This is a genomic window from Curvibacter sp. AEP1-3, from assembly GCF_002163715.1.
In the GTDB taxonomy this organism is placed as follows: Bacteria; Pseudomonadota; Gammaproteobacteria; order Burkholderiales; family Burkholderiaceae_C; genus Allorhodoferax.
This window is the reverse complement of record NZ_CP015698.1, coordinates 368,373-387,822: the sequence shown is the minus strand read 5'-3', so window position 1 is coordinate 387,822 and position 19,450 is coordinate 368,373. Positions and strand designations below refer to the sequence as shown.

The 19,450-nt window shown below is 59.5% G+C and carries 16 protein-coding genes and 1 tRNA gene; 11 read left to right on the top strand and 6 right to left on the bottom strand.

Translation table 11 applies throughout. The annotated features are described in order from the left end of the window. The first annotated feature begins 12 nt into the window (after positions 1-12). Positions 13-798, top strand: a complete 786-nt coding sequence (gene fabI / locus AEP_RS01760) for an enoyl-ACP reductase FabI (RefSeq protein ID WP_087493798.1) — start codon at positions 13-15, stop codon at positions 796-798. 116 nt (positions 799-914) lie between these two features. Here fabI and AEP_RS01755 read toward each other — a convergent pair whose 3' ends face one another. Continuing rightward, entirely contained in the window at positions 915-3,185 is a 2,271-nt protein-coding gene (locus tag AEP_RS01755; protein ID WP_087493797.1) for an arginine/lysine/ornithine decarboxylase, read from the bottom strand. Positions 3,186-3,316: 131 nt separating this feature from the next. Between AEP_RS01755 and AEP_RS01750 the strand changes: the two genes are divergently transcribed. Together AEP_RS01750 and AEP_RS01745 are read left to right on the top strand one after the other, a co-directional pair. After that, positions 3,317-3,742, top strand: coding sequence for an NfeD family protein (locus AEP_RS01750; protein WP_087493796.1), 426 nt, complete (start codon positions 3,317-3,319; stop codon positions 3,740-3,742). A gap of 12 nt (positions 3,743-3,754) precedes the next feature. Beyond that, the gene (locus tag AEP_RS01745; protein ID WP_087493795.1) at positions 3,755-4,663 is read left to right on the top strand and encodes an SPFH domain-containing protein; all 909 of its coding nucleotides are present in this window, start codon (positions 3,755-3,757) and stop codon (positions 4,661-4,663) included. Between the two features lie 62 nt (positions 4,664-4,725). Here the strand turns inward: AEP_RS01745 and AEP_RS01740 are convergent. The 4 genes from AEP_RS01740 to AEP_RS01725 form a co-directional block, all read right to left on the bottom strand. After that, positions 4,726-4,815: transfer RNA gene (locus AEP_RS01740), tRNA-Ser, on the bottom strand. Positions 4,816-4,918: 103 nt separating this feature from the next. Beyond that, entirely contained in the window at positions 4,919-5,155 is a 237-nt protein-coding gene (locus tag AEP_RS01735) for a hypothetical protein (RefSeq protein ID WP_087493794.1), read from the bottom strand. An 83-nt stretch (positions 5,156-5,238) separates the two neighbouring features. Next, positions 5,239-5,673 carry a DNA polymerase III subunit chi gene (locus AEP_RS01730; protein WP_087493793.1) on the bottom strand — a complete coding sequence of 145 codons (435 nt, stop codon included), beginning with the start codon at positions 5,671-5,673 and terminating at the stop codon, positions 5,239-5,241. Continuing rightward, the gene (locus AEP_RS01725; RefSeq protein ID WP_087493792.1) at positions 5,670-7,115 is read right to left on the bottom strand and encodes a leucyl aminopeptidase; all 1,446 of its coding nucleotides are present in this window, start codon (positions 7,113-7,115) and stop codon (positions 5,670-5,672) included. The genes AEP_RS01730 and AEP_RS01725 overlap by 4 nt, the downstream gene beginning before the upstream one ends. Positions 7,116-7,138: 23 nt before the next feature. On the opposite strand from AEP_RS01725, the gene lptF reads away from it, so the two are divergent. The 7 genes from lptF (at position 7,139) to AEP_RS01690 (ending at position 13,812) form a co-directional block, all read left to right on the top strand. Continuing rightward, on the top strand, positions 7,139-8,242 hold the full coding sequence (lptF, locus tag AEP_RS01720; protein WP_087493791.1) for an LPS export ABC transporter permease LptF: 1,104 nt from the start codon (positions 7,139-7,141) through the stop codon (positions 8,240-8,242). Next, a complete protein-coding gene (lptG, locus tag AEP_RS01715; protein WP_087493790.1) occupies positions 8,239-9,345 on the top strand; it encodes an LPS export ABC transporter permease LptG in 1,107 nt (368 codons plus the stop codon). The genes lptF and lptG overlap by 4 nt, the downstream gene beginning before the upstream one ends. Beyond that, positions 9,342-9,722, top strand: coding sequence for a sirohydrochlorin chelatase (locus AEP_RS01710; protein WP_087493789.1), 381 nt, complete (start codon positions 9,342-9,344; stop codon positions 9,720-9,722). Before lptG ends, AEP_RS01710 begins: the two co-directional genes overlap by 4 nt. Before the next feature lie 49 nt (positions 9,723-9,771). Further along, positions 9,772-10,737 carry a CysB family HTH-type transcriptional regulator gene (locus AEP_RS01705; RefSeq protein ID WP_087493788.1) on the top strand — a complete coding sequence of 322 codons (966 nt, stop codon included), beginning with the start codon at positions 9,772-9,774 and terminating at the stop codon, positions 10,735-10,737. Between the two features lie 4 nt (positions 10,738-10,741). Next, on the top strand, positions 10,742-11,902 hold the full coding sequence (locus AEP_RS01700; protein ID WP_087497135.1) for a pyridoxal phosphate-dependent aminotransferase: 1,161 nt from the start codon (positions 10,742-10,744) through the stop codon (positions 11,900-11,902). A 173-nt stretch (positions 11,903-12,075) separates the two neighbouring features. Continuing rightward, entirely contained in the window at positions 12,076-13,164 is a 1,089-nt protein-coding gene (locus AEP_RS01695) for a PQQ-dependent sugar dehydrogenase (RefSeq protein ID WP_232459903.1), read from the top strand. Positions 13,165-13,242: 78 nt separating this feature from the next. Then, positions 13,243-13,812: a hypothetical protein gene (locus AEP_RS01690; RefSeq protein ID WP_087493786.1), complete on the top strand. Its 570-nt coding sequence runs from the start codon at positions 13,243-13,245 to the stop codon at positions 13,810-13,812. 26 nt (positions 13,813-13,838) lie between these two features. Here the strand turns inward: AEP_RS01690 and hrpA are convergent, their stop codons facing one another. Next, positions 13,839-17,939, bottom strand: coding sequence for an ATP-dependent RNA helicase HrpA (gene hrpA, locus AEP_RS01685; protein WP_232459984.1), 4,101 nt, complete (start codon positions 17,937-17,939; stop codon positions 13,839-13,841). A gap of 141 nt (positions 17,940-18,080) precedes the next feature. Between hrpA and argA the strand changes: the two genes are divergently transcribed. Then, positions 18,081-19,430, top strand: a complete 1,350-nt coding sequence (argA, locus tag AEP_RS01680; protein WP_087493784.1) for an amino-acid N-acetyltransferase — start codon at positions 18,081-18,083, stop codon at positions 19,428-19,430. Positions 19,431-19,450 lie beyond the last annotated feature (20 nt).

Sequence of the window (19,450 nt, the reverse complement as noted above, 5' to 3'; positions counted from 1 at the left end):
TATGAGGACGATATGGGCTTTTTAGCAGGCAAGAAGTTGTTGATCACCGGAGTGTTGTCGAACCGCTCCATCGCCTACGGCATTGCCAAAGCGTGCAAAGAACAAGGCGCCGAATTGGCCTTCAGTTATGTAGGCGAGCGTTTCAAAGAACGCATCACCGAGTTTGCGGCCGACTTCGACTCCAAGCTGGTTTTTGACTGCGATGTGGGCAACGATGAACAGATCGACCAGTTGTTCAAGGACCTGTCTGTTCACTGGCCTACCTTTGACGGATTTGTACACAGCATCGGCTTTGCGCCACGCGAAGCGATTGCAGGTAACTTCCTGGACGGCCTGACCCGCGAGAACTTCAAAATCGCGCACGACATTAGCGCCTACAGCTTCCCGGCGATGGCCAAGGCGGCCATGCCCTACCTGACACCCAAAGCGGCTTTGCTGACACTGTCTTACCTGGGCGCCGAGCGCATCATCCCCAACTACAACACCATGGGCTTGGCCAAGGCCTCACTGGAAGCCAGCGTGCGCTACCTGGCGGAGGCCGTGGGCCCCAAGGGCATTCGCGTGAACGGCATCAGCGCCGGTCCGATCAAGACACTGGCTGCCAGCGGCATCAAGGACTTCAGCAAGTTGCTGAACATGGTGGCCGGCGCGTCCCCCATCCGTCGCAACGTGACGATTGAGGATGTAGGCAATGTTGCTGCTTTCTTGCTGAGCGATTTGGCCGGTGGCGTGACTGCTGAGATCACCTACGTGGACGGCGGCTACAGCCAGACCATGGGCGTGACCGCAGAAATTTAAATCAAACACACCGCTCGCGCCCATGGAGTGTGCGCGGGCAGCTATCAAAAAAAGAGCGCCTGCAGATTGATCTGCCGGCGCTCTTTTCTATCGGACTCCTGTCCCTTAGGGGTGAATCAAGCCTTCACACAGTCAGCGTAGTAGCGGACCTTGCCGTCTTCTCCCACTTCACTTACCAGACCGTGCACATCGGTCTCAAAACCGGGGCACTGGGCGTTGAACTCGCGCGAGAACTTGAGGTAGTCCACCACTTTCTTGTTGAACACCTCGCCAGGCACCAGCAAAGGGATACCGGGTGGATATGGCGTGACCATGCCCACTGACACGCGGCCTTCCAGGTGGTCGATTTCCACACGTTCGGTCTTACGCAAGGCAATGTGCGCATAGGCATCACTGGGTTTCATGGCGGGCACCAGATCGCTGAGGTACACCTCGGTGGTCAGGCGGGCAATGTCGAACTTGGCGTACAGCTGGTGGATGTGGTGGCACAAGTCCGCCAGACCCATCTTCTCGTAGCGCGGATACTTCTGCACAAACTCAGGCAACACGCGCCACATGGGTTGGTTCTTGGCGTAGTCGTCCTTGAACTGCTGCAACGCGGTCAACATGCTGTTCCAGCGGCCTTTGGTAATGCCGATGGTGAACATGATGAAGAAGCTGTACAGGCCGGTCTTCTCGACCACCACGCCGTGCTCAGCCAAAAACTTGGTCACGATCGAAGCCGGAATACCGGTCTTGGCGAACTTGCCATTCAGGTCCAGACCGGGCGTCACGATGGTCGACTTGATCGGGTCCAGCATGTTGAAGCCGTTGGCCAGCTTGCCGAAGCCGTGCCAGTTGGCCTTTGCGCTCTTGGACTCGCCTTTGATGATCCAGTCAGCGGCCTTGCCGATGCCTTCGTCGGCCAATTTGTCCGGTCCCCAGACCTTGAACCACCAGTCGTCGCCGTACTCTTCGTCCACCTTGCGCATGGCGCGACGGAAATCCAAAGCCTCGGCAATGCTTTCTTCCACCAAGGCCGTGCCACCGGGTGGCTCCATCATGGCGGCGGCCACGTCGCAGCTGGCAATGATGCTGTACTGCGGGCTGGTGGAGGTGTGCATCAGGTAGGCCTCATTGAACAAGTGCTTGTCCAACTTGACAGTCTGGGAGTCCTGCACCAACACGTGGCTGGCCTGGCTGATACCGGCCAGCAGCTTATGGATGGATTGCGTGCTGTACACCACGGCCTCCTTGGGACGCGCGCGGTTCTTGCCCATGGCGTGGTAGGTGCCGTAGAACGGGTGGAACGCCGCATGCGGCAACCAGGCTTCGTCGAAGTGGATGTTTTCCACGTAGCCGTCGAGCATGCTCTTGATGGTTTCGGTGTTGTAAAGCACGCCGTCGTAGGTGGACTGCGTCAGCGTCAGGATGCGCGGCCTGATTTTCTTGGTGTCCACGCCTTTGAGCAAAGGGTTTGCCTTGATCTTGGCCTGAATCGTCGCCGGCTCAAACTCACTTTGCGGAATCGGGCCGATAATGCCGAAGTGATTGCGCGTAGGCTTCAGGAACACGGGAATAGCCCCGGTCATGATGATGGCGTGCAGGTTGGACTTGTGGCAGTTGCGATCCACGATCACGATGTCACCGGGCGCTACCGTGTGGTGCCACACCATCTTGTTGGAGGTGGAGGTGCCGTTCGTCACAAAGAAGCAGTGATCCGCATTGAAAATCCGCGCCGCATTGCGCTCGGAGGCACCGATGGCTCCGTTGTGGTCCAGCAACTGGCCCAGCTCTTCCACCGCATTGCACACGTCGGCGCGCAGCATGTTTTCACCATAAAACTGGTGGTACATCTGCCCCACCGGGCTCTTCAAGAAGGCAACGCCTCCCGAATGCCCCGGGCAGTGCCAGCTATAGGAACCGTCTTCGGCGTAATCCAGCAGCGCCTTGAAAAACGGAGGCTGCACGCCCTCCAGATAGCCCTTGGCCTCGCGGATGATGTGGCGCGCAACGAACTCGGGCGTGTCCTCAAACATGTGAATGAAGCCATGCAGTTCGCGCAGGATGTCGTTGGGAATGTGGCGGCTGGTCTTCGTTTCGCCATACACATAGATCGGAACATCCAGGTTCTTGCGGCGCACTTCTTCAATGAAGTGGCGCAGGTTCAACACCGCAGGGTCCAGATCCGGACCGGGGGTGAACTCTTCATCGTCAATCGACAAAATGAAAGCACTTGCGCGGCTTTGTTGCTGGGCGAACTGGCTCAAATCGCCATAGCTGGTTACGCCCAGAACCTCGAACCCTTCCGACTCGATAGCCTGTGCCAGGGCACGAATGCCCAAGCCCGACGTGTTTTCCGAACGGAAATCTTCGTCAATGATGATGATGGGAAAGCGAAACTTCATCGAAAGGCTCCAACGACGGGCTAAAAAAGGCAAACAGGCGCGAAGTGTAAGGACTTATTGCGGCAAGTCCGCGGCACGGTCATTCAATTGGCCCACAATGTGGCGTCATCAATACAACCGGAGTCCGCCCCATGTCAGAACCCACCCTCTGGTGGCTGCTCACAGGTGCCATCGTGGCGATTGAGCTGCTCACTGGCACGTTTTACCTGCTCATGTTGGCAGCGGGAGCCGTGGCAGCAGCACTTGCGGCCCATGCCGGTGCCACTGTCACCACACAACTCGTGCTGGCAGCTGTTGTAGGCGGCGGCGCGGTGGCAGCATGGCACTTGAAACGGACCCGCCGGAACGACGAGCCCCCTGCCCAGGCGAACCCCAACGTCAACCTCGATATCGGTGAAACCGTGCAAATCAACGCTTGGAATCCGGATGGCACCGCCAGCGTTCAGTACCGTGGAGCCCATTGGACCGCTATTCATCGCACCGGAGTCATTCCGGTACCGGGAGCGCACCGCGTGGCAGAAATGGTGGGCAACCGCCTGTTGGTCGACAAATTGTAAGAAGGAAACCCTATGGAAATCGCAATCGTACTTTTGGTTATCGCCGTGATTTTTGTGACGCGCTCCGTCAAGGTAGTGCCGCAGCAGCATGCCTGGGTGATTGAGCGGCTCGGCAAGTACCACGGCACCCTCACCCCCGGCTTGAACTTTCTGGTGCCCTTCATCGACAAGGTGGCCTACAAGCATGTGCTGAAGGAAATCCCGCTCGATATCGCCAGTCAGGTCTGCATCACCAAGGACAACACCCAACTGCAGGTAGATGGCATTCTGTATTTCCAGGTCACTGATGCCATGCGGGCCAGCTACGGCTCCAGCAACTACATCGTCGCGATTTCTCAGCTGGCGCAAACGTCCTTGCGCTCGGTCATCGGCAAACTGGAGCTGGACAAAACCTTTGAAGAGCGAGACATCATCAACGCCCAGGTCGTCGCAGCGATTGACGAGGCGGCCTTGAACTGGGGCGTGAAAGTGCTCCGCTATGAAATCAAGGACCTGACGCCGCCCAAAGAGATCCTGCATGCCATGCAGGCCCAGATCACGGCTGAACGCGAGAAACGCGCATTGATTGCGGCCTCCGAAGGCCGTCGCCAGGAGCAGATCAACATCGCTACCGGCGAACGCGAGGCCTTCATCGCGCGTTCGGAGGGCGAAAAGCAGGCAGCCATCAACAGCGCACAAGGTGAGGCTGCCTCGATTACTGCGGTAGCAGAAGCTACGGCCTCCGCCATCGAACGCATTGCAGCGGCCATCCGGCAACCCGGGGGTGAACAGGCGGTACAACTCAAGGTGGCCGAACGCGCAGTAGACGCCTATGGCAAGGTGGCCGCCGATGCGACCACGACCTTGATCATCCCCGGCAATATGAGCGAGGTGTCCGGCCTGATCGCGACCGCCATGAAGATGGTGCAGTCCAGCAAATAGGTCAAACACGGCGGGCAACAAAAAAGCCCGTAACGCTAACGCGCTACGGGCTGTCTGTTTTCTGGCGGAGCAGGCGGGATTCGAACCCGCGGTGGGTTTTACCCCACGCACGCTTTCCAGGCGTGTGACTTAAACCGCTCATCCACCGCTCCAGAGCCTCGTATTCTAGCCCGTAATTTTGCGCATTCCGGACTCCAGCGAAAACTTTTTAGAAAAAGTCCGTGCGACTGAGCACGCAATGCCCCACACCATGCACTACGAGTGGTTGGCATCTCGAGAATGGGCGGTAGCTTCTCTGACCGCGGAACGCACTGCGTTTTCGAGGTCCGCCATCACAGCCGGCAAAAGCAGTTCCAACTGAGCCTGCAAGCTCTGTCGCAAAGCATTCTGCACCTGGTGCTCCAGATTGGGTAACAGACGCTCCATCACCGCAGCCACCAACGCATCTTGAGTCAAAGGACTTGGCACGGGCGGTTCAGCCGACGGCTGCATGGGCTCCTCAGAAAGAGGTGCCGATGGCTTTACAACCTCAGTCAAGGTCGGCAAAAACCTCGGGGTCGCCTTGGGTGCCTGCATCACTCAGCCCCTTTCAGCTTCAGATCGTGCCGCTGAATCTCGTAACCTTGCTGCACATACTGCTTCCATCGGTTGCGCGCCAAAGCCCGGTCGTCATCGTCTACGGATACCACTTCGATCACCCGCTCAAACTGAACGAAATCAGCCGGCACCGCGGTCGTCAAATTCACCAATACGCTATGGTTTTTCAACGCACCGTGCACCCTGGACGTCAAAACTACCGGGCACATCGCATGCGGTTCTTGCCCGTCATCAACGGCGTGCACCAGAAAATCGGTGGGAGAGGTAGCCCACAGGCTCGCATCAAGGTACTGCACCTGCGCAGGTGGTGCCAGGACCGTCAACCGGGCACCCCTTGCTACTGCTTTGCGCAGCAGGCGCCCCACATATTCCAATTTGTTGGGCGCACCGAAATGGAACGCGATGTCAGTCACTTGCCTGCAACCCGGCTCAAAAGAAACTCGACCAACAGGGGCACAGGACGGCCGGTAGCGCCTTTTGCACCGCCGCTCTTCCATGCAGTCCCGGCGATATCCAGGTGAGCCCAAGAGTATTTGTCGGCAAATCGTTGCAAAAACTTGGCAGCGGTGATGGCCCCGCCCGCACGTCCGGCGACATTGGCAACATCCGCAAAGTTGGTCTTTAGGCCTTCTGCATAGTCATCGTCCAGGGGCAGGCGCCAGCACAGGTCACCACTGACCTCACCCGCATGGAACAATGCATCACCCAATTCCGGCTTGTTGGCAAACAAGCCGCTTCGCACGCCGCCCAAAGCGACCATGCAAGCGCCTGTCAGTGTGGCAATGTCAACCACGGCTGCAGGCTTGAAGCGCTCCGCAAAAGTCAGAGCGTCGCACAAGACCAAGCGCCCTTCGGCATCGGTATTCAATATTTCAATGGTTTGCCCGCTCATGCTGGTGACAACGTCCCCGGGTTTGACCGCCTTGCCATTGAGCAGGTTCTCACAGGCGGGAATCAATCCGACCACATTGATGGCGGGCTTGAGCTCTGCCAGAGTCCGGAATGTTCCCAACACGCTGGCAGCACCCGACATGTCGAACTTCATTTCATCCATTTCAGCCGCAGGCTTGATGGAAATGCCGCCGCTATCAAACGTGATGCCCTTCCCCACCAGAACCACGGGCGCTTGTGCCTTGGGAGCTCCGGAATACTGCAGCACGATGAAGCGCAAGGGCTCGTCGGAACCTTGTGCCACTGCCATGAAGGAGCCCATGCCCAACTTGGCCACTTCTTTGGGACCAAGTATCTCGCAACTGATCTTGGCAAACTTGGCCAAACTTTGAGCGGCCTGCCCCAGCAGCGTGGGGGTTGCGTAGTTGGCAGGGCGATTCGCCCATTCCTTGGCAAATTCCACACCACTGACCGTAGCTGCGCCTGTATCAAAAGACGCTTTCACTTCAGACGCATTGGTGGCAGCCACCAAAACCTTCTGCAAAGTCCGGGGCTCAGGCTTGGATTTGGTGTGCGTATAGACGTAGCTCGCATCTGCAACCGCCAGAGGTACCGCGCGTACTGCATCCTCCTGCGCGGGGGCGGCAAACGCTACCACCAGCTTTTTGAGACTGGTGGCCTTCAGGGCGCTCGCACAGGCAGCCAGCGCACTGCGCACTTGGCGCGCACGGCCTTCGCCGATTCCTGCCAGCACCACCTTGGTGGCGTTGAATTGCACTGGCCGGTACAGCGAGAGCACGGTGCCCGGCTTGGCGGCAAAGTCCCCCTGCTTCAGGGTTTGGGCCACTAGCACAGACAATTCATCTTTGCCGGCCTTGAAATCCTGCGCGACCAGCAGGATCAGCAAATCAGCTTTTTCGTTGGCAAGGGCGACGAGGTTCAGAGGCTTGAGTTCAAAGTTCATAATTCACGCTTTCGTTCTGCACAATGTTATTCCATTCCTCCATCCGCAAAGAATTAGGCCGCAGTTTCGGGGCTACCCTGGTGGTGCTTGTCACGGTCGTGATGACCATGACCTTGTTGCGCACCTTGGGCGAGGCTTCGCGCGGCACCTTCAATCCGGCGGATGTCCTGATCATCATGGGTTACACGGTGCTCTCGGACATGCCCACCATCCTGTCCATGAGCCTGTTCATTTCGGTGTTGAGTGTGGTGACCCGCATGTACCGGGACAGTGAAATGGTGATCTGGTTCGGCAGTGGCCGTGGGCTCTTGGGCCTGGTGCGCCCGCTCATGAGATTTGCCTGGCCCGTATTGGTCGTGATCCTTGCTTTGGCTTTTTTGATCCTGCCTTGGTCTTTCAGCAAGATTGAAGATCTGCGGGACAAGTACGACAAGCGTGGAGACATCGCCCGCATTGAACCCGGCCAGTTTCAGGAGTCCGGCAATGGCGACCGGGTTTTCTTTATCGAGAAAGACAGCAAAGGCCAGCAGACCGGCAAGAACGTCTTCATTGCCACCCATGAGGGCAACAAGGAAACCATTACGAGCGCTCGATCGGGCACTGTGGAAGTGATGAACGGCGACAAATTTCTGGTGTTGCAAAACGGTCAGCGCTTGGAGCGAAGTTCCGGCAAGAACGACATGACCCTGAGCACTTTCGAGCGCTACGGAGCCAGGGTCGGCGCCGATGACAACTCAGCGCGGGACTATGCGCCCTCCAACGCGAAGACCACGCTGGAGCTCGTGCAAACGCCTTCGGCCTTGCACATGGGGGAATTGTCTTGGCGTGCCGGTTTGGCACTGGCCGCTTTCAACCTGATCTGGATCGGTTTAGCGGCCGCCGGAGCAAATCCGCGAGCCGGACGCAGCACCAACCTCATCTTCGCGTTTCTGGCGTTTGTGGTGTATTTCAACCTGTTGGTGCTTGGCAAGAATTGGGTGGAGAACGGTAAGGCGGAGCTCATTCCCATGCTGCTCCAGTTGCACGGCGGCGTTTTTCTGCTTTCCATGTTGTGGCTTGCCAAACGGCACAACCACTGGACCCTGCGCCTGCCCCGCCGAAAAACGGTTGCCGGGTGCCACTCATGAAGACACTGCGCAAACTCCTGTACGGGGAGGTCATTACCGCAGTGACCTTGGTGACACTGGGCTTCATGGCGCTGTTCTTTTTCTTTGACGTAGTCGAAGAATTGCAGTCTGTCAGCCGCATTGCTTCCAGCGGCTACCAGGTTCCCCAGGCGCTTATCTATGTTGCGCTGATGATTCCTGCCCACGTGTATGAACTCTTTCCCATCACGGTATTGATCGGGACGATTTTTGTGATGGCACGCTTGGCGCGCAGCTCGGAATTCACCATTCTGCGCACCAGTGGCCTCGGCCCTTGGCGGGCACTGCGCACCTTGCTCGCGCTGGGCTTGGGCTTTGTCCTGTTCACTTTTGCAGTTGGCGACTATGTCGCCCCCTTGGCTGACAAAACTGCGCAACTGCTGAAGTCCCGTTTTCAGGGAAAGATCAGTGTCGGCAAGACGGGTGCTTGGCTCAAAGAGCGGCAGGCGTATGGCAGTTACTCGGTCAATGTGGGGGCGCTGTCGTCTGACGCGACGTTGAAAGATGTACGCGTCTATGAATTCGACAACCAAGGCAAAGTGGTGTCCTTGACGGAAGCCAAAGCCGGCACCTTCGGCGATGACGAATCGTGGATGCTGACGCAGGGTGTGCGCACCGAATTCACCAGCGGGCCCGACCAGGTCTCCAAGGTAGACCGGGTGGCTTTTGAGATCTTCCGCTGGCCTACCCAAATCAGCGCTGAAATGGTGGCTGCAGCCGTGCTTCGCCCCGAACGCATGGGCACTATTGATCTCTTCCAATACATCCGCCACCTCAACGCCAACGGCCAAAGTGCGCAGAAGTACGAAATCCAGTTCTGGAAAAAGGTGTTCTATCCGCTGAGCTGCTTGGTGATGGTGGTCTTGTCGCTCCCCTTTGCGTACCTGCATTTCCGCTCCGGCAGCATAGCGGGCTACACCTTTGGCGGCGTGATGGCGGGCATCAGCTTTGTGCTGTTGAACAACGTGCTCAATGACCTGGGCAACCTGCAGGGCTGGCAGCCGTGGATTACGGCGGCGCTCCCGGGTTTGATTTACTCCTTCTTCTCCCTTGCTGCCTTCACCTGGCTGGTACTCCGACGATGACAAGTTCCTCTCCCCGCAACGCCATCGTGCTGTTTGCGCATGGCTCCCGCGACCCTCTTTGGCACAAACCCATGGAGGCGGTAGCTGAGCGCATACGCGCGCAGTCTGCCAATGTGGAAGTCACCTGTGCCTACCTGGAACTCAGCCAGCCGGACCTGCCGGACACGGTATCTAGGCTGGTCGCCAAGGAGGTGAATCAAATCACCATCGTTCCCATGTTCCTGGGTGTGGGGCGCCATGCACGAGAAGATTTGCCGGAACTGGTGGTGCAACTGAAGGCGCAACATCCAACAGTGACCTTTCACTTGCAGGCCGCAGTGGGTGAAGATTCGCGCCTTCTGGACATGCTGGCAAAAATAGCGCTCAGCCCGGCTTGAAGCAATACCCCTGAGGCATAATGAATTCCATCTTTAGTTGGAATTCGATATGAACCTCCACCAATTCCGCTTCGTTCAAGAAGCTGCGCGACGCAACCTCAACCTCACCGAAGCCGCCAAGGCGCTGCATACCTCGCAACCGGGGGTGTCCAAAGCGATCATTGAGCTGGAGGAAGAGCTGGGCATAGACATATTCGCCCGGCACGGCAAGCGCCTCAAGCGCATCACCGAACCCGGTCAACATGTGCTCAAAAGCATTGAACTGATCCTGCGCGAGGTCAACAACCTCAAACGCATCGGCGAGCAGTACAGCTCCCAGGACAGCGGCACCTTGTCGATCGCCACCACCCACACCCAGGCGCGCTATGTGCTGCCCGAGAAAGTGGCCCAGTTGCGCACCGCCTTTCCCAAAGTGAACGTCAGCCTGCACCAAGGGGCCCCGGACCAGGTGGCGCGCATGCTGATCGACGATGTGGCCGAAATCGGCATCGCCACCGAATCGCTCTCCAACTACACCGAGCTGGTGACCCTGCCCTGCTACGAATGGCAACACGTGTTGGTGCTGCCCACGGACCACCCGCTGGCCCAGAAGGAACGCGTCACCCTGGAAGACGTAGCCGCAGAGCCGCTGATCACCTACCACCCGTCTTTCACTGGCCGCACCAAGATCGATCAAGCCTTTGAAGCCCGTAAGCTGGAGCCCCGCATATCGCTGGAAGCCATCGACTCCGACGTGATCAAGACCTATGTGCGCCTGGGCCTGGGCATCGGCATTGCCGCCGAAATGGCGGTGACCGATGTGGTGGAAGACATGGAGAATAACGGTGCCCGCGGCGGCTTGGTGGTACGGCCTGCCGGCTACCTGTTCGGCCAGAACGTCACGCGCGTGGCCTTCAAGCGAAGTGCTTACCTGCGCAACTTCGTGTTCACTTTTGCCGAGTTGCTCAGCAGCCGCCTGAACCGCGCCCTGATCGCCAAGGCCATGGAAGGCCATGTCAACGACTATGAGCTGTGAAATCATGACCACTGCGATTACACCCTCGTTCACCAGCCGCCTGCCGAATGTGGGCACGACCATCTTTACCGTCATGTCGGCGCTCGCCGCCGAACACAAGGCGGTCAATCTCGGTCAAGGCTTTCCAGACTTTGCGTGTGACCCCAAACTAGTTGATGCAGTGACATCTGCCATGCAGGCGGGGCACAACCAGTACCCTCCCATGACCGGTGTGCCGGCCTTGCGGCAGGCAGTGTCGGCCAAAATTGCCGGCCTGCACGGCAAGATCTACCAGCCCGACAGTGAAATCACCATCACCGCAGGTGCCACACAGGCCATCATCACGGCCATTCTGGCCATCGTGCATCCGGGCGACGAAGTGATCGTGCTGGAACCCTGCTACGACAGCTACGTGCCCAACATCGAACTGGCCGGGGGCGTCGTGGTGCGTGTACCCCTGACGCCCGGTACCTTCCGGCCCGACTTCGCCAAAATCAGCGCGGCCATCACGTCCAAGACCCGCGCCATCCTGATCAATACGCCCCACAACCCGAGTGCGACAGTGTGGAGCCGCTCCGAGATGCTGGCCCTCCAAAACCTGCTGGCCCCCACCAACATCCTGCTCATCAGTGATGAGGTCTATGAGCACATGGTGTTCGACGGGCAGCCTCACGAGAGTGCTTCGCGCTTTCCGGGCCTCGCGGCGCGGGCGTTTGTGGTGTCCAGCTTCGGCAAAACTTTCCATGTCACCGGCTGGAAAGTGGGCACTGTCGTGGCACCCGCAGCATTGACTGCCGAGTTCCGCAAAGTGCACCAGTTCAACGTGTTCACGGTCAACACCCCGGTGCAGCATGCGCTGGCAGCCTACCTGGGCGACCCCGCACCGTATGTGAACCTGCCGGCGTTCTATAGCGCCAAGCGCGACCTGTTCCGCGCAGGCTTGGCCAGCACCCGCTTCAAACTGCTGCCCAGCCAAGGCAGTTACTTTCAGTGCGTGGACATTTCTGAAGTGAGCGACCTCAACGAGGCGGACTTCTGCCAGTGGCTCACCCGCGAAGTGGGCGTGGCAGCGATTCCGCTCTCCGCCTTCTACGGCAACGGCTTCGATCAACGGGTCGTGCGCTTCTGCTTCGCCAAAAAGGATGAAACCCTGGAACTGGCATTGGAAAGACTCAAAAAGCTATAAGTTCATCTGGCGAGAAGCTCCGCTATTGTTTTTATAGCTTCTCGCGCATATTCAGCGGGCGCTGGAGGTCGGTTTAGATGAAATTTTCAGTCTTTGCGTGGGTCAAACCGTATGTCGGCCGGTGGAGTGTTGGGGGCGCATGCCTGGCACTCTGTCTCGCCTTCGCAACCCCCTTGGGGCACGCAGAATCACTGCGCACCGAGACCGTGGCGCAAGGACTGGAGCACCCTTGGGCCTTGGCGTTTTTGCCGGACGGTCGGTTTCTGGTGACCGAGCGCCCCGGCCGTCTCCGTATTGTGGATGCCCAAGGTCGAATAGGGGTTCCGATAACGGGGCTTCCCAGGGTGGACGCCCGGGGACAAGGCGGCCTGTTGGACCTGCAGCTCGACAGCGAATTTGCGGACAACCGGCTGATTTACTTTTGCTATGCCGAGGCAGGGGAAGGCGGCAACAGCACAGCGCTTGCACGTGCACGCCTGAGCCCGGATGGCAGCCAACTGACAGAGCTACAGGTGCTGTTCCGGCAACAACCCAAGGTTCAGAGCAGCGCTCATTTCGGCTGCCGCATCGTCGAAGGCCAACGCAACGGGAAGGCGGATGGCACCCTGTACCTCGCCTTGGGTGAACGCTTCAGCCGCAAGGAAGACGCCCAGACACTGAACAACCACCACGGCAAAGTCATCCGCATCCTCAAGGATGGCAAGGCACCGGCGGACAACCCGTTTGCCACTCCAGAGTCACGCAAAACCGGTGCGCTCCCGGAAATCTGGAGCTACGGCCATCGCAACCCTCAAGGGCTGGTGCAGGCTCCGGACGGCAGGCTTTGGGAGATGGAGCACGGCCCCCAAGGCGGTGACGAAATCAACCTGATAGCACCCGCCCGCAATTACGGTTGGCCGGTGATTACCTATGGCGAAAATTACGGTGGTGGAAAAATCGGCGCCGGCATTACAACCCAAGCGGGAATGGAACAGCCGCTGTATTTCTGGACGCCATCCATCGCCCCCTCCGGCATGGCCTTCGTATCCAGTCAGCGCTATGGAAAAGACTGGGTTGGCAATCTGGGCGTGGGTTCCCTCAAATTCGGTTATCTCGCCCGCCTGGAGCTCAGTGCACCTTTCGCCGGCACTGTGCTCCGAGAAACCCAACACCTGCAGTCGCTGGGCGAACGGGTGCGCGACGTCCGCCAGGGACCGGACGGCTGGCTCTATCTGCTGACGGACCACCCGCAGGGCCGCTTGTTGCGCGTACTCCCGCGCTAGATCAGGTCGCTGCAGGGGCAAGCTTCACCTCCTTGTCATTTAAGTTGGCTGTAATGCGCCCTTCGTTGGAGAAGGACCATGCAACTACTGAAAACCGACAAAGCGCGGACGGAATTGCAAATCGGCAACCGCACCCTGGGTCAGCGCGAACGTGCCCTACTCATTCTTGCGGACGGCCGAAACACCGTGGAGACGGTGAACCACCTTTTTGGTGGCGAGGCCCTGCGGCTGGCCACGCACCTGATGCACAGCGGCTATCTGGTTCCACCGCAGGAACCTGCTGTCCGGACAGCACCCGCCAAACCTGCCAGCAAACCAGCACGCGTTCCAGAAACCGCGCACGCTGCGCCCCCTGCCCCCTTGCTGACCGAAGTGGTCACCCCCGCCGTGTCGGCCGACAACTTCGAGGGCAAGCGCTCGCTGGCAACGACTCGGATGTTTCTGTTCGACATCTGCGAGCGCATGTTTGTGCGGCGTGACCCGGAGCGCGCCGAAGCGTTCCGCGAAGCGCTGCGCAACGCCAAAGACCGCGAATCCATGTTGGCCGCCGCGCGCGACATGATCAGCGCTGTGGAAGACATCGCCGGTCATGAACGCGCTGATTCCATCAGCGAGCGCATTGCCATGTTGCTGCCGCCCGAGGGCTAAACCCAAGGGATCGGGAACGGGCCAAGTCAGCTCTGGATCTGCGCCCAGGCCTTGTCCAGTCTCTTCACGCTCACCGGCTGGGGCGTGCGTAACTCTTGGGCAAAAAAGCTCACACGCAACTCTTCCAGCAACCAGCGAAACTCTTGCATGCGCTCATCCACTGCCCCTTTGCGCTCCGCCACCAGCCGCCAGTAGCGTTGCTCCTGGGGGCGCAGTTCGGTCAGTCGGGCAGCGTCGCGGGCCGGGTCGGCACGGTACTTGTCCAGCCTAAGCGTGATGGCCTTGAGGTAGCGGGACAGGTGCTGCAGCCGGTCCCAAGGCGTGGCCTGCAAAAACTTCTTGGGGATCAGGCGGTTGATCTGCTGCTGGGCGTCACTCGAGGCATCCGGCGCGTTTTTGGTGTCCTTGATCTTGCGGGCTGCGGTGGCGTACTCGAGCAAGATCACGCTCGCCATACGGGCCACTTCGTTGGCGATCAGCGTCAGGCGGCCGCGCCCTTCGTCGATACGCCGCTTGAAGGCGAATTCGTCGGTGGGCAGCGGGTCCAGCAGGAAGGCACGGTCCAGCGCCACCGCGATGATTTGCTCGCGCAGCTCTTCTACCGTTCCCCCACCGCTTCCGTTATCGGCCTTGCCCACGTTCATGTAGCTCACCGCCATTTTTTGCAAGTCCGGGATGTTTTTTTCCAGGTACTTGAGTGCGTCCTTAATCTGGATGGCAAACAGGCGTCGCAGGCCGGCGCGGTGCTTGGCGGCGGCTACTTCAGGTTCGTCAAACACTTCCACGGTCACCGCGTCTCCGGCGTCTATGAGCGCGGGGAAGCCTATCAGCGTTTGGCCGCCTTTGCGGATTTCCAGCAGCTCGGGGAGTTCGCCAAAGGTCCAGGCGGTGAAGCGGCCGTCGAGGATGCTTGGGGCACTGCCTCTGGCCGTATTCGCATTTGCTACGGATTTTGTAGCTGGTTGCGCAATGTTGGCGGGCGCTAGTACGCGGAATGACTGAGCACTCTGCTCCGTGTCCCCCGCCCGCTTTGCGGGCTCCTCCTTGACCTGCGCAGAATGCCCAGTCATCCCGCTTCCTCGGGCGCTGCTTTGTTCTTGGCTCGCCGTCTGGTTTTGCGCCAGCTTCAAGCTGGCAAGTGCTTGGAATGCGCCCCGTGCTTGGCTGCCCAGTTCGGCCTTCAACGCGCCCAGGTTGCGGCCATGGCCGAGTTGGCGGCCGTGTTCGTCCACCACGCGGAAGTTCATGAAGAAGTGCGGGCTGAGCATGTCGACCTTGATGTCAGCTTTCACAATGTCCAGCGAGGTTGCTTCCCGCACCAGCTTAAGCACGGCTTCCACCAAGCCGCCACTACCAAACTTTTCGGGCGCATTCAGGGCTTCGGCGAACTTGGCGGCGGTGTCGGGCAGCGGAACCAGGCGGCTGCGGGGCCGTTGGTGCAGGGTCTTCAGCAGGGCCTGCACCTTGTCCTTGAGCATGCCGGGCACCAGCCATTCGCATCGCTCGTCGTTGACCTGGTTCAGAACAAACAAGGGCACGGTCACGGTCAGGCCGTCACGGGCATCGCCGGGTTCATGGAGGTAAGTTGCGGCACAGTCCACGCCACCCAAACGGATGGTTTTGGGAAAGGACGCGGTAGTAATGCCTGCCGCTTCGTGGCGCATCAGCTCTTCGCGGGTGAGCTTGAGCAGGTTGGGTTGCTTTTTGACTTCTTCGCGGTACCAGCGCTCCAGGCTGTAGCCGCTGCACACATCGGCTGGTAGCTGTTGGTCGTAAAAGGCGTAGATCAGCTCGTCGTCCACCAGCACATCCTGGCGGCGGGCTTTGTGTTCCAGTTCTTCCACTTGCTTGATGAGCTTGTGGTTGGCGGCCAGAAAAGGCAGCGTGGTCTCCCATTCTTTGCCCACCAGCGCTTCACGGATGAAGATTTCCCGCGCGCCGGCCATGTCCACACGGCTGTAGTTCACGCGCCGGCCGCTGTAGACCACGATGCCGTAGAGCGTGGCCCGCTCCAGCGCCACGACCTCGGCGGCTTTCTTTTCCCAGTGCGGGTCCAGCAGCTGTTTCTTGAGCAGATGGCCGCCTACTTGCTCCAGCCATTGGGGCTCAATGGCAGCGATGCCGCGGCCGAACAGGCGTGTGGTTTCTACCAGTTCGCTGGCCACAATCCATTTGCCCGGTTTTTTGGTTAGGTGGGCGCCGGGGTGGGCAAAGAATTTGATGCTGCGGGCACCCAGGTATTCGCCGTTTTGCCCCTCTTCGAGCTTGCAGCCCACATTGCCCAGCAGGCCCGACAGCATGGACAGGTGCAGCTGCTCGTAGCTGGCGGGCTTGGTGTTGAGGCGCCATTTGTGCTCGGCCACCACGGTGTGGAGCTGGGTGTAGATGTCCTTCCACTCGCGCACACGGCGGATGTTGACGAAGTTTTGGCGCAGGAGTTGTTCGTATTGGCGGTTGGTGAGTTTATGGGTGGCGGTGTGCGCCGACCCTTGTGCGCTCGCTGGGAGCTGGGGTCGGCGGGCGCTCTGCTCCGTGTCCCCCGCCCGCTGCGCGGGCTCCTCCTTGACCTGCGCAGAACGCCCGGCCGCCTCAACGCCCGGGTGTGCTGGGGAGCCGCCTCTTGCGTCATGGATCCACTTCCACAACTTCAGATAACCGGTGAATTCACTCTTCTCGTCATCAAACTTTTGGTGCGCTTGGTCAGCCTGTTGCTGGGCCTCCATGGGGCGGTCACGGACGTCTTGCACGCTCAAGGCGCTGGCTATCACCAGTGCTTCGTCCAAGGCTTCGCGGCCACGGGCCTCGAGCAGCATGCGGCCTACGCGCGGGTCCAGCGGTAGGCGGCTGAGTTCCTGCCCCAGGGGCGTCAGCTCGTTGGCATCGTCCACGGCCCCCAACTCATTGAGCAGCTGGTAACCATCGGCAATGGCACGTCCACTGGGACGTTCCAAAAAGGGGAAATCTTCCACGATGCCCAAGTGCAGCGACTTCATGCGCAGGATGACGCCTGCCAGCGAGGACCTCAAAATTTCCGGGTCGGTAAAGCGCGGGCGACCATCAAAGTCTTTTTGGTCGTACAGGCGTATGCATATTCCGTTGGCCACGCGCCCGCAACGGCCAGCGCGCTGGTTGGCTGCTGCCTGGCTGATGGGCTCTACCAGCAGCTGCTCCACTTTGCTACGGAAACTGTAGCGCTTCACGCGCGCTGTGCCTGCGTCAATGACGTATCGGGTGCCTGGCACCGTGAGCGAAGTTTCAGCTACGTTGGTGGCCAGCACGATGCGACGGCCGGTGTGGCCGTCAAAAATGCGGTCCTGCTCGGCCGGGCTCAGGCGGGCAAACAAGGGCAACACTTCTGCATTGCGCATCACCGGCTGGTGGCTCAGGTGTTTACGCAGGTGATCCGCCGCTTCGCGGATTTCGCGCTCGCCGGGCAGGAAGACCAGGATGTCGCCTTGGTTGTGCGGGTCGCGCCAAAGCTCATCGACGCCATCGGCAATCGCGTCATTCAGGTCGTACTCGCGGCTTTCTTCAAACGGGCGGTAGCGCTGCTCCACCGGGAACATGCGGCCGGACACAAAAATCACCGGCGCAGGGCCTTTGGATGACTTGAAATGGTCCGCAAAGCGCTGCGCATCGATCGTGGCTGAGGTAACGATAATTTTCAGGTCCGGGCGGCGCGGCAGGATCTGGCGCAAATAGCCCAGCAGGAAGTCGATGTTGAGCGAGCGCTCGTGCGCCTCGTCGATGATGATGGTGTCGTAGGCGTTAAGCAGCGGGTCCGTCTGCGTCTCGGCCAACAAAATACCGTCCGTCATCAGCTTGACCGAGGCGTCCTTGCCCAGCCGGTCGTTAAAGCGCACCTTGTAGCCCACTACATCGCCCAGCGGAGTTTTCAGCTCTTCTGCAATGCGCTTGGCCACGCTGCTGGCTGCAATGCGGCGGGGCTGGGTGTGGCCTATCAGTTTGCCGCGCTGAGGGCGGGTCGTTGAGCTTGCCCCGCCAGCATCAGGAATGGGGCGCTGACCGCGCCCCATGGCGAGCGCGATTTTGGGCAGCTGAGTGGTTTTGCCCGAGCCGGTCTCCCCGCAGACGATGACCACTTGGTGCGCCGCAATGGCGTCCATGATTTCGTCGCGTTTGCCCGACACCGGGAGCGACTCTGGGAATTCGATTTGCAAGGGGCTGGCAGTCAAGGCGTGGTCTTCGTAGAGAATTGCGGATTATCCCAGTCCTGACAAACCCTTACCGGCCTACCCCGCCCCTCAATGACCTCTGTCTTCAACTTCACCTTTGTGCCCTGGTTCCGTTCGGTTGCGCCTTACATCCACAAGTTCCGCAACCAGACCTTTGTGGTGGGCATTGCCGGTGAAGCGATTGCGGCGGGCAAGCTGCCGCACTTGGCCCAGGACCTGGCCATGATCCAGAGCATGGGCGTGAAGATTGTGTTGGTGCACGGCTTCCGGCCGCAGGTCAATGAGCAGCTTTTGGCCAAGGGTCACACCCCCAAATACAGCCACGGTATCCGTATTACTGACGAAGTGGCGCTGGACTGCGCGCAGGAGGCTGCCGGCCAGCTGCGTTACGAAATTGAGGCTGCTTTCAGTCAAGGATTGCCCAATACACCCATGGCGGACTCCACGGTGCGGGTTATTTCTGGCAACTTCATCACCGCGCGCCCGGTGGGCATTGTGGATGGTGTGGACTTCCAGCACAGCGGTCTGGTGCGCAAGGTGGACATTGCCGGCATCACCAAAACGCTGGACATGGGCGCCATGGTGCTGCTCTCGCCCTTCGGCTTTTCCCCCACCGGCGAGGCCTTCAACCTGACCATGGAAGAAGTGGCGACCAGTGTGGCCACCGCCTTGCAGGCGGACAAGCTCATCTTTTTGACCGAGGTGCCCGGCATCCGCATGGACCCGACGCTTCCCGCCAGCGAAGACAACCCGATTGACACCGAGCTGCCGCTGGCCGCTGCAGAAAAATTGCTCAAAGAGCTGCCCACCGCCAACTTGCCCACGGACACCACCTTCTATTTGCAGCATTGCGTGAAGGCCTGCAAAAACGGCGTGGAGCGCAGCCACATCATCCCGTTCGCGGTGGATGGTGCGATCCTGCTGGAAGTGTATGTGCACGATGGTATCGGCACCATGGTGGTCGATGAAAAGCTCGAAGAGCTTCGTGAGGCCACCGAGGAAGATGTGGGCGGCATCCTGCAACTGATCGAGCCTTTCGAGAAGGATGGCACGCTGGTCAAGCGTAGCCGCACCGAGATCGAGCGGGACGCCGGCAACTACACCATCATCGAGCACGATGGCGTGATCTTCGCCTGCGCGGCGCTCTACCCCTACCCGGAAGCCAAAACGGCCGAAATGGCGGCACTCACTGTGTCACCTGATGTACAGGGTCAAGGCGATGGTGAACGTGTGTTGAAGCGCGTGGAGCAGCGCGCCAAGGCAGCAGGGCTGGACAGCATTTTTGTGCTGACCACTCGCACCATGCACTGGTTCATCAAGCGCGGTTTTGTGCAGGTGGACCCGGACTGGCTGCCCGAGGCGCGCAAACGCAAATACAACTGGGACCGCAAGAGTCAAGTGCTGGTCAAGAAGCTGGGCTGAGAGCGCTTCGGCTCATTGCC

Coding starts and splice junctions, on each gene's coding strand:
- lptF (WP_087493791.1), top strand. CDS start 7,139: ATGTTATTCCATTCCTCCATCCGCAAAGAATTAGGCCGCAGTTTCGGG.
- AEP_RS01750 (WP_087493796.1), top strand. CDS start 3,317: ATGTCAGAACCCACCCTCTGGTGGCTGCTCACAGGTGCCATCGTGGCG.
- hrpA (WP_232459984.1), bottom strand. CDS start 17,939: ATGGACGCCATTGCGGCGCACCAAGTGGTCATCGTCTGCGGGGAGACC.
- AEP_RS01705 (WP_087493788.1), top strand. CDS start 9,772: ATGAACCTCCACCAATTCCGCTTCGTTCAAGAAGCTGCGCGACGCAAC.
- lptG (WP_087493790.1), top strand. CDS start 8,239: ATGAAGACACTGCGCAAACTCCTGTACGGGGAGGTCATTACCGCAGTG.
- AEP_RS01700 (WP_087497135.1), top strand. CDS start 10,742: ATGACCACTGCGATTACACCCTCGTTCACCAGCCGCCTGCCGAATGTG.
- fabI (WP_087493798.1), top strand. CDS start 13: ATGGGCTTTTTAGCAGGCAAGAAGTTGTTGATCACCGGAGTGTTGTCG.
- AEP_RS01735 (WP_087493794.1), bottom strand. CDS start 5,155: ATGCAGCCGTCGGCTGAACCGCCCGTGCCAAGTCCTTTGACTCAAGAT.
- AEP_RS01710 (WP_087493789.1), top strand. CDS start 9,342: ATGACAAGTTCCTCTCCCCGCAACGCCATCGTGCTGTTTGCGCATGGC.
- AEP_RS01690 (WP_087493786.1), top strand. CDS start 13,243: ATGCAACTACTGAAAACCGACAAAGCGCGGACGGAATTGCAAATCGGC.
- AEP_RS01725 (WP_087493792.1), bottom strand. CDS start 7,115: ATGAACTTTGAACTCAAGCCTCTGAACCTCGTCGCCCTTGCCAACGAA.
- argA (WP_087493784.1), top strand. CDS start 18,081: ATGACCTCTGTCTTCAACTTCACCTTTGTGCCCTGGTTCCGTTCGGTT.
- AEP_RS01745 (WP_087493795.1), top strand. CDS start 3,755: ATGGAAATCGCAATCGTACTTTTGGTTATCGCCGTGATTTTTGTGACG.
- AEP_RS01755 (WP_087493797.1), bottom strand. CDS start 3,185: ATGAAGTTTCGCTTTCCCATCATCATCATTGACGAAGATTTCCGTTCG.